Source organism: Streptomyces himastatinicus ATCC 53653 (assembly GCF_000158915.1).
GTDB lineage: Bacteria > Actinomycetota > Actinomycetes > Streptomycetales > Streptomycetaceae > Streptomyces > Streptomyces himastatinicus.
Genome location: NZ_GG657754.1, coordinates 3,073,501 through 3,082,943, shown reverse-complemented (window position 1 = coordinate 3,082,943; position 9,443 = coordinate 3,073,501). Strand labels below are relative to the sequence as shown.

7 protein-coding genes and 1 pseudogene are annotated in these 9,443 nt (G+C 73.8%); 6 read left to right on the top strand and 2 right to left on the bottom strand.

Translation table 11 applies throughout. From position 1 onward, the window contains the following. From SSOG_RS53495 to SSOG_RS47555, 3 genes are all read left to right on the top strand, one after another. A partial coding sequence (locus tag SSOG_RS53495; RefSeq protein ID WP_063631561.1) for an ADP-ribosylglycohydrolase family protein occupies window positions 1-733 on the top strand: 733 nt, incomplete at its 5' end. Window positions 734-925: 192 nt separating this feature from the next. Further along, window positions 926-1,627: a ribonuclease HII gene (locus SSOG_RS12470; RefSeq protein ID WP_009714577.1), complete on the top strand. Its 702-nt coding sequence runs from the start codon at window positions 926-928 to the stop codon at window positions 1,625-1,627. Between the two features lie 68 nt (window positions 1,628-1,695). Then, window positions 1,696-2,352, top strand: a complete 657-nt coding sequence (locus SSOG_RS47555) for a hypothetical protein (RefSeq protein WP_009714576.1) — start codon at window positions 1,696-1,698, stop codon at window positions 2,350-2,352. An 80-nt stretch (window positions 2,353-2,432) separates the two neighbouring features. Here the strand turns inward: SSOG_RS47555 and SSOG_RS12460 are convergent, their stop codons facing one another. Together SSOG_RS12460 and SSOG_RS12455 are read right to left on the bottom strand one after the other, a co-directional pair. Then, complete coding sequence (locus tag SSOG_RS12460) at window positions 2,433-3,053, bottom strand: hypothetical protein (protein WP_009714575.1); 621 nt, start codon at window positions 3,051-3,053, stop codon at window positions 2,433-2,435. Between the two features lie 220 nt (window positions 3,054-3,273). After that, a pseudogene (locus SSOG_RS12455) lies at window positions 3,274-5,467 on the bottom strand (RecQ family ATP-dependent DNA helicase). A 110-nt stretch (window positions 5,468-5,577) separates the two neighbouring features. On the opposite strand from SSOG_RS12455, the gene SSOG_RS12450 reads away from it, so the two are divergent. The 3 genes from SSOG_RS12450 to SSOG_RS12440 form a co-directional block, all read left to right on the top strand. Continuing rightward, the gene (locus tag SSOG_RS12450) at window positions 5,578-6,966 is read left to right on the top strand and encodes a DUF4192 domain-containing protein (RefSeq protein WP_009714573.1); all 1,389 of its coding nucleotides are present in this window, start codon (window positions 5,578-5,580) and stop codon (window positions 6,964-6,966) included. A 167-nt stretch (window positions 6,967-7,133) separates the two neighbouring features. Next, window positions 7,134-7,895 (top strand): NUDIX hydrolase, encoded by a 762-nt coding sequence (locus SSOG_RS12445; protein WP_009714572.1) that lies wholly within the window; start codon window positions 7,134-7,136, stop codon window positions 7,893-7,895. 130 nt (window positions 7,896-8,025) lie between these two features. After that, window positions 8,026-9,443 (top strand): ATP-binding cassette domain-containing protein (locus tag SSOG_RS12440; protein WP_009714571.1); only part of this gene is annotated, 1,418 nt, incomplete at its 3' end.

Here is a 9,443-nt window from a genome sequence, read left to right as displayed (position 1 = left end):
GGGCTGCTCCGTGCTGGCCATCCTCGCCGAGCACGACCGGATCGACCAGGACGACCTCGCCCGGTCGTTCGCCGTGCGCCATGACTTCGACCGCGGGTACGGCCCCGCCGTGAACCGGATGCTCCGGCTGGTCAGGGAGGGCGCCGACTGGCGCGATCTGGCCGCCGGACTGTTCCAGGGGCAAGGATCATGGGGTAACGGCGCCGCCATGCGGATCGCTCCGCTGGGCGCCTGGTACGCCGGGGACGTGGAGCAGGCGACGCATCAGGCCGAGATCTCCGCGTACACCACGCACCAGCACCGGGAAGCCGTGGCGGGGGCGATGGCGGTCGCCGCGGCGGCAGCCGTGGTGGCAGACCCGGCGGGCCACGGCGGGCCGGAGGCCCTGCTGGACCGGGTGGTCGAGGCCGTCCCGCGCAGCGCCGTCCAGGCGGGGCTGCGGCGCGCCCGCGACATGCTGGACTACGCGGACGCCGGTACCGTCGCCGCGGTGCTGGGGTGCGGCCGCCGCACCAGCGCTCACGACACCGTGCCCTTCGCGCTGTGGGCCGCGGCCCGGCACCTGGGCTCCTTCGAAGACGCGTTCTGGACGACCGCGCAGGCCGGCGGCGACGTAGACACCACCTGCGCGATCGCCGGCGGAGTGGTCGCGTCCGGTTCTCGCGGCGCACCGCCTCGCGCATGGCAGGAGCTCACCGAGCCGCTCCCGGCCTGGATCCCGGCGGCGGACTGACGGACGGCACCGAGTGCCGTCCCAGATCACGGCCGGATACGCCGCACCGCCGAATCGCCCCCGCGCCGCGTCCGGTTGGGTACGGAGGGGCGGCGAAGCCGTCCGTGGCCGGACCCGTTCCGGCCACCCGGGGGCGCAGCGCCTGATCCGGGTACACGTCGCCCGGGTGAGCGGCGTAATGTTGTCCTCGCCATGGCCTACCAACCGCCCACCCACAGTGTCGAGCGCTCGCTCCGCGCCACGACAGGAGCCAAGATCGTCGTCGGTGTCGACGAGGTCGGGCGAGGGGCATGGGCGGGCCCGGTGACGGTCTGCGCGGCGGTCACCGGTCTGCGGCGCCCGCCGACCGGGCTCACGGACTCCAAGCTGCTGAGCCCCAAGAGGCGCACGGAGCTGGCGCACGAGTTGGAGTCGTGGGTGACCGCGCACGCCCTGGGTCACTCCTCGCCCGAGGAGATCGACGACCTGGGGATGACGGCCGCCCTCCGGCTCGCCGCCACCCGGGCTCTCGAGGGGCTGCCCGTCCGTCCGGACGCGGTGATCCTCGATGGCAAGCACGACTACCTCGGCGCTCCCTGGAGGGTCCGCACGGTCATCAAGGGCGATCAGTCCTGTGTGGCCGTCGCTGCCGCCTCCGTGATCGCCAAGGTGCGGCGGGACGCGTTGATGGCCGAACTGGGAGGCGCACACGCGGACTTCCGGTTCGGGGACAACGCCGGATACCCGTCCCCCGTGCACCGCGCCGCCCTGCGGGACCAGGGGCCCACGCCCCACCACCGGCTGTCCTGGGCCTACCTGGACGGGCTGCCCCGCTGGCGGCATCTCAAGCGCGTGCGCACGACCCCTGAACCGTCCGAGCTGGGGGTCGACGGCCAACTCGGCTTCGACTTCTGAGCAGACCGAACGGTCCAAACCACCACCCGCCGGTGCGACTCGCACCGACGTTTGATAGACATCAGCCCATGCCTCTCATCCCCGAGGAGCCTCAGATTCACGAGAGTGTCCCGGGTCCTCGCGCGACACCGGCCGCAGGCCGCACCGCGCCGACCCCTCGTCCTGTCCCTGGTCCCGGCCCCCGGCCCGCCCCGCGGCGGCCCGGAAGCCCCGGTCCGAACCGTGGTTCCGCCGGGACCTCGTCGGCTCCGTCGCAGCGCACCACGAGTGATGCGGCGAAGCCTGCGCCGACCGCACCGACGGCCCCGGCTGCCAAGACTGCCCCCGCCTCGACGGCCGCGCCCCAGATCCAGCTGATCCCCGCCTCGGTGGACGGCGCCCTGGACGCGGCGGACGAGGCGGTCGACCTGCTGCTGGACTCCGGCCGGGCGCCAAGCGACATCCTGGTGCTGACCACCGGAGACCAGCATCCGTGGGCGGCCCACGAGTTGTCCTTCGGCGAGGCGTCCTACTGGGCGCAGCACGACGCCGGTGACGACGTCTTCTACGCCGCCGCGGACGCCGACCGCGCCAAGGGCCGCTCGGTCGTGGTCGTCGCCGTCAACGGCGGGGCGGACGATGCCGTGGCCGGCGCACTGCCCCAGGCGATGAGCCGTGCCTCGGCGCTGCTGATCGTCTGCGGTGACCCGCAGCGCATCAACACCCTCATGACCGCGGGCGTCTGATTCCGCAGTTCCCGTACGCCCGGTGCCCGGCAGCCCCTGACGCACGTCACGGAGCTGTCCGGCGTCCGGACGGTCGGCGGTCACACGGCCGCTGAGCGGTGCAGCACCTCGTGTGTCCCGTTCAAGGGACGGGGCAGGGGCGCCGCGTCGCCATCGGGTGCGGGGGCGATCCCCAGAGTGGTCCGGAGCGAAGCGGAGTGCGGCCGACGGCCGCCCCGCCCCTCTCCCAGGACCTGCCAGCCCTCCCGGGTCAGCGTGATGTACGCACCACAGCGCAGCCCGTGCAGGGTGCAGGCGTCCCGCAGGCCCCACATCCAGGCGCCGTCCTCTTCGGTCCACCGGCTCTCACCCTCGCGGCAGTAGAGCAGCACGGCGGTCCGGATCGGTGAGCGGCGCCGCAGATCGTGCGGTATCACCCGGCGCAGCTGCGCCAGGAGCGCGTTGCGGAACGCCCATCCGTCGGGTGCGGCGGAGCCGTGCTGACTGAACGAGGCGCTTGCCGTCAGACGTTCCTCCGGGTCGAGGACCGCGACGACGGCCGTCGAGGGAGTCGGCAGATGGCGGCTGTGCAGCCCGAGGACGACCTCGCGCGGATTGCGCAGCAGCGGAATGCCGGCGGCGGCCCATTCGGCGGGTTCGAGCGTCCGGCCCAGCCGGACAGCGTGGTCGGCGGACGGTGGCGGAGCGAAGCCGAAGGTCACGGTCCTCCCTTCGTCTGCGCGCCCATGGTCCGTGCGAGGGTCGGGCGCGGGCGCACACCACGACACGGCCCCGTCAGGACCACGAGAGGGCCGACGCGGGGAGCTTCTGACAATTCTTGCGGCAAGCGCTCGTGCGCGGCAATGAGCAGTTGGCACTCCTGGCCGGTTTGCGGCTATGTGCCTCCTATATTCCTCACCCCTCTCCGAGCCACCGCCGTGCTCAGCCCTGCACGGCGAGGACCAGCGGAAACACCTCGGCCGCACCGGCCCGGCGGAGCAGCCGGGCCGCGACGGCCAACGTCCAGCCGGTGTCAGCCAGGTCATCGACGAGCAGCACCGGGCCACCGGCCTCGGCGAGGGCCGCCGCCAGGGCGGGCGGCACGGTCAGCGCCCCGTGCAGCGCCCGCAGCCGCTGCGCGCTGTTGGTGCGCGGCACATGGGTATCCACCGCGGTGTCGTGGTACGAGACGGTGCCCAGCAGCGGCATCCGGCCGATGGCGGCGATCCGCTCCGCGAGGCTCTGGATGAGCTGAGGCCGGGTGTGCGACGCGATCGAGACAACCCCCACCGGACGGGCCGGTGCGTCCGGGGCCCCCGACGCCCATCCGCCCGGGGGCCCTTGGCCCAGTCCGCGAGCACGGTCACCACCGCGCTCGCCACATCGTCGGGGACCGGGGTGTCCGGAGCTGCGGCGCGAGCAGCGGACGCAGCCGGTTTCCCCAGCCGATGTCGGAGAGGCGGCCGAGCGCCCGCCCGGCCGCGGCCTGTTCGCCCCGCCCGGGATACGGCCCTTGAGGTCGACGCCGACCGCGGGCAGCCCGGTCGGCCACATGCGACGCGGCTCGACCTCCACACCGGGCCGCCCCAGCTCGCCACGCGCCGCGTCGAGCGAAGCGTCGGACACCTCGGTGGGGAACCGGGCCCCCCGCGCAGTTGTCACAGCGACCGCAGGGCGCCGCCTTCTCGTCGTCCAGCTGCTGCCGGAGGAACTCCATCCGGCATGCGGCCGTCGAGGCGTAGTCGCGCATCGCCTGCTGCTCCGCCTCGCGCTGCCGCGCCACCCAGGCGTACCGCTCGGCGTCGTAGGTCCAGGGCCGGCCGGTGGCCGTCCAGCCGCCACGGACCCGCCGCACCGCCCCGTCCACGTCGAGCACCTTGAGCATCGTCTCCAGCCGCGACCGCCGCAGCTCGACCTGCGGCTCCAGCGCGGGCAGGGACACCGGCCGGTCCGCTGCCGCCAGGACGTCGAGGGTGCGGCGCACCTGCTCCTCGGGCGGGAAGGCGAGCGAGGCGAAATAGCGCCAGATCGCCTCGTCCTCGCGGCCCGGCAGCAGCAGCACCTCGGCGTGCTCCACACCGCGCCCGGCGCGCCCGACCTGCTGGTAGTAGGCGATGGGAGAGGAGGGCGAACCGAGGTGCACCACAAAGCCCAGGTCCGGCTTGTCGAAGCCCATGCCCAGCGCGGAGGTGGCGACCAGCGCCTTCACCCGGTTGGCCAGGAGATCCTCCTCGGCCTGCTGGCGGTCCGCGTTCTCGGTCTTGCCGGTGTAGGAAGCGACGGTGTGGCCGCGCTGCCGCAGAAACGCGGTCACTTCCTCGGCCGCGGCGACGGTGAGGGTGTAGATGATCCCGGAGCCCGGCAGCTCATGGAGGTGGTCGGCGAGCCAGGCGAGCCGGTGCGCCGCATCCGGCAGCCGCAGCACGCCCAGGCTCAGGCTCTCCCGGTCCAGCGGCCCGCGCAGCACCAGCGCCCGCGCACTCCCCTCGTCGTCGCCCGGCTTCTCGCGCCCGCCCGTGCCCAGCTGCTCGGCCACATCCGCCGTCACCCGGGCGTTGGCCGTCGCCGTCGTGGCCAGCACGGGCACGCCCTGGGGCAGGTCGGCCAGCATGGTGCGCAGCCTGCGGTAGTCGGGCCGGAAGTCATGGCCCCAGTCGGAGATGCAGTGTGCCTCGTCCACGACCAGCAGCCCGGTGGCGGCGGCGAGCCGGGGCAGCACCTGATCGCGGAAGTCCGGGTTGTTCAGCCGCTCGGGGCTCACCAGCAGCACATCCACCTCACCCGCGGCCACCTCCGCCTGGATGGTGTCCCACTCCTCGGCGTTCGAGGAGTTGATGGTGCGGGCGTGGATACCGGCCCGCGCCGCGGCATCGACCTGGTTGCGCATCAGCGCCAGCAGCGGGGAGACGATCACGGTCGGGCCGCTGCCGCGCTCGCGCAGCAGCGCGGTCGCGACGAAATACACCGCGGACTTGCCCCAGCCGGTGCGCTGCACGACCAGCGCCCGGCGGCGATCGGCGACCAGCGCCTCGATGGCCCGCCATTGATCCTCCCGCAGCCGTGCGGAACCGGTGGTGTCGCCGACGAGGCGGGCCAGGACGCGGTCGGCCGAGATACGCAGGTCTTCGTCGCTCATGCCCCCATGCAACCCGATCCCCCCGACAACGCGCGAGCGGGGCCCGCAGCCTGTGGATAACGTTATCCACAGGGCTGGCGGAGCCGACCGGGCTGAGGGACCGTCGGGTCATGACTCGAGACAACGACACGGCCGGTCTGTCCGGCGAGGAGCAGGTCACCCTCCGCAGCCCCGCCGAGCTGGCCGACGCCCTGCCCTACGTTCTGGGCTTCCACCCCGATGACAGCGTGGTGATGATCGCGCTGCACGGACCGCGCGGCCGGTTCGGCGGCAGACTCCGGATCGGCATCCCCCGTGTTCGCGAGGAGTGGCCCGAGGTGTGCGATCAGCTCGCGGAATGCCTGATCGGGGGCAGTGAGCGGCGGGGCGACCGGCCCGACGGGATCGTGCTGTTCCTGTGCCAGGAACCGGCCGAGGGCGAGTCCGGGCGGGAGGTGATGGAGCGCCTGCGGCCCCTCGCACAGCGTCTGCGCGTCGCGTGCGGCGGCTTCGAGGTGCCGGTCTTCGAGGCGCTGTGCCTTTCCGGCGGCCGGTTCTGGTCGTATGTCTGCCCCGACCGGCGCTGCTGTCCGCCGGAAGGGGTGCCGCTCGCCATGCCGGGCACCTCGGTGATGGCCGCGGCGGCGACCTTCGCGGGGGTGCATGTGCGCGGTTCGCTGCGCGAGATGGAAGCCAGGCTCGCCCCGCTCACCGGGGCCCGCGCCGAGGGGCAGGAGCGGACGCTGGACATGGCCGGGAACCGGCTCGTACCCAAGATCCTTGGAGGTGTGGACTGTGCCGCCGTGCGGGAGGAGACCCTGGGCCTCGCGCGCCGGATGATGGACCGCTTGGGTGGCGCGCCGCCGATCGCCGACCCGGGCGCGGCCGATGCCCGCGACGACGGCCTGCTGGACGACGAGGAAGCCGCCTCGGTGATCATCGGGCTACAGGACCGGATGGCGCGCGACCGGGCCGCCCAGTGGATGGAGGAGCCGGACGCCGAGGCGGCACTGCGGCTGTGGCGCGCCCTGGCCCGCCGCTGCGTCGGCTCGTACGGGGAGCACGCCGCGGCCCCGCTCACCCTTGCCGGCTGGGTCGCCTGGTCCTCCGGTGACGAGCCCTCGGCCCGGGTCGCGCTCGGCCGAGCGCTGCGGGTCGATCCGCACTACCTCTTCGCCAAGCTGCTCCATCAGGCGTGCAACGAGGGGCTCGATCCCGAGCTGTTGCGCCAGTGTCTGCGCCGGGACGGTGCGGACCAGGCGGTGCACGCCGCGGTCCACGAGGAGCTGCGGCGGCTCGACGGCGCGGCCGCCGGGACTGCCCCCGAGCCAGCGGGTGCGGAACCCCCGGCGGCGGACGGCGGAGGGCATCCGGAGCGGACCGGGCGGCGATGGCCCGTGCGCACCACCGGACCGGGCGGCCCCACCGGACCCGGCGCGTCCGGTGCCAGGCGGCGGCCGGAGGGCAGGGCCCGGACCCGGCGCAGGTCGGGCGGGCGCGGCACGCGCAGCCGCCGCTGACCACGGGCGGCGCCGGATGGGCCGTCAGGAACGCCACAAAGTGATCGCCCCATACGGAAGGAGGTGCGAAGGCCGAACGGGAAAACGCCTGGGAGAGCGGTTTCCGGAACATCGCCGATCATGCTCAACGGCCTGATTATCGTCAGGCAGACGACTATGATCGTGTCATGCCCTACGACCCATCGGCCTTCCCGGCTTTCGCCGTCACCGTGGATCTGGTCGTGCTCACCGTGCGGCGGCACGCGCTGTGTGCGTTGGCCGTTCGTCGTGGCGAGCCACCCTTCAAGGGGCGATGGGCGCTGCCCGGCGGTTTCGTGCGCGCCGACGAGGACCTGACCGCCGCCGCGGCCAGGGAGCTGGCCGAGGAGACCGGGCTGCACGCCCATGACCCGGCGCTCCCTGTCCCGCCGAACGCCGCGCACCTCGAACAGCTCGCCACCTACGGCGACCCGAAGCGGGATCCCAGGATGCGGGTGGTCAGCGTCGCGCATCTGGCGCTGGCTCCCGACCTGCCCGCCCCCCGGCCCGGGGGTGACGCCCACAGCGTCCGCTGGGCCCCGGTGGAGTCCCTGCTCGACCAGGAAGGAGCCTTCAGCCGGGACGCGGACCTGGCCGCCCCGCTCGCCTTCGACCACGCCCGCATCCTGGCGGACGGCGTCGAGCGCGCCCGCTCCAAGATCGAGTACTCCTCGCTGGCCACCGCCTTCTGCCCGCAGGAGTTCACGGTCGGCGAGCTGCGCCGGGTGTACGAGGCGGTGTGGGGCGTGGCCCTGGATCCGCGCAACTTCCACCGCAAAGTCACCGGAACCCCGGGATTCCTGGTGCCCACCGGGGGCACGACGACCCGTCAGGGCGGGCGCCCCGCCCAGCTCTTCCGGGCCGGGGGTGCCACGCTGCTCAATCCGCCCATGCTTCGTCCCGAGGTATGACGGCCCGTGACACGACGACTCATCAGGGGGTGTATGTGCCGACGAAATAGGACATAGCGGGTTACCGTGCTCCGGTACGTCACCAGTCCCCACGTGCCACCGAGCGGTTCCATGCCCCGCGGGAGAAGCCATGATCCAGGCCACCGGACTGACCAGCGCCCGCCGCCGCAACCACGCGCCCGCCATCGACGATCTCACCTTCGAGGCCCCGCCGCGCCGTGTCACCGCCCTGCTCGGTGGTCCCGGCGCCGGGAAGACCAGCGCGTTGCGGCTGCTGCTCCAGCTCGACCGGGGCCATGGCTCCGCGTTCTTCCGGGGCCGCCCCCTGCACCGCATCCGGCGCCCGGCCCGTGAGATCGGCGTCCTCCTCGACGATGTCCCGGGTCATCCGGGGCGCACCGTGCGCGGTCATCTGAGAATGCTCGGCGCCGCCGCCGGGGTGCCCGCCGCGCGCGCCGATGTCGTCCTCGACGTCGTCGGCCTCACGGATCTGGCAGACGAGCGCCTCGGCGATCTGGCCCTCGGGATGGAGCGCCGCCTCGGCATCGCCACCGCGCTGCTCGGAGACCCGCACGCCCTTGTGCTGGACGAACCGGCCCGGGGTCTGTCGGTCCGCGAGACCGACTGGCTCAACGGGCTGCTGCGCGGATTCGCCGACCAGGGCGGCGCCGTGCTGATCACCACCGAGGACGCCGAAGGTGTCGCCCGCGTCGCGGACCGCGTTCTCACACTGGAAGAGGGCCGGCTGGTGGCCGATCAGGCGGTCGACGAGTTCGCCCGTACCCGGCTGCGCCCCCGCGTCGTCGTCCGCTCACCGCTCGCCGGCCGGCTGGCCGCCGTCCTGGAGGAGGAGGCGCACGCCGCCCGGGAGGCGGCGGCGGCCGAGCGGCGCGCGGAGCGTGCGGCGGCGGCCGAAGCGGCGGCTCGCGCCCAGGCGGAAGAGGCCGCGGCCGAGGGCGAGGCCAAGGCCGGGATCAAGCTCATGGCCAAGTCCAGGTTCAGCGGCCTCGGCCGCACCAAGGACAAGACGGAGGCCGAGGGCGACACCGCACCCGCGGGAGTGAGCGCGTCCGAGGCGGACGCCGAGCCCGCCACCGTGGCAGTGCCCGTCCCCGTTCCTGTCCCGGGGTCCGGCTCCGCGGCCCCCGCGAGTGCCGTGGCGCTCGAGGCGGATCCCGAGGCCGAGGAGGAGGCGGTCGCCGACCCGTTCTCGGTGGTGCGGGACGACGAGACCCGCATCTCCGTCTACGGCCTCCCCAGCGCCTCCGTCGGCGAGGCCGCCTACCGCCACGGCATCGTGGTGCACCGGCTGGTCGAGGAGTCCGCCGACCTGGGACCCGCGACCCCCGCGGGGGCCCGCGCCCGTGACCCCGAGGCCTCATCGCCGCGGTGCTCCACAGGCTCCGGCTCCCCGGTCCCGCCTGGCCGATGCGGTACGAACTGCGCCGCGCCACCGGTGTGCGGTCCGGCTGGCTGCTCCCCCGCTGCGCTCGCCATCTCGCTCCTCGCCTCCGTTCTCACCCGCGAGGGCGGTGCCGGAGAACTGCA

Excerpts from the sequence above, each read along its gene's own strand:
- SSOG_RS12470 (WP_009714577.1), top strand. The coding sequence starts at position 926 with ATGGCCTACCAACCGCCCACCCACAGTGTCGAGCGCTCGCTCCGCGCC.
- SSOG_RS47555 (WP_009714576.1), top strand. The coding sequence starts at position 1,696 with ATGCCTCTCATCCCCGAGGAGCCTCAGATTCACGAGAGTGTCCCGGGT.
- SSOG_RS12445 (WP_009714572.1), top strand. The coding sequence starts at position 7,134 with ATGCCCTACGACCCATCGGCCTTCCCGGCTTTCGCCGTCACCGTGGAT.
- SSOG_RS12450 (WP_009714573.1), top strand. The coding sequence starts at position 5,578 with ATGACTCGAGACAACGACACGGCCGGTCTGTCCGGCGAGGAGCAGGTC.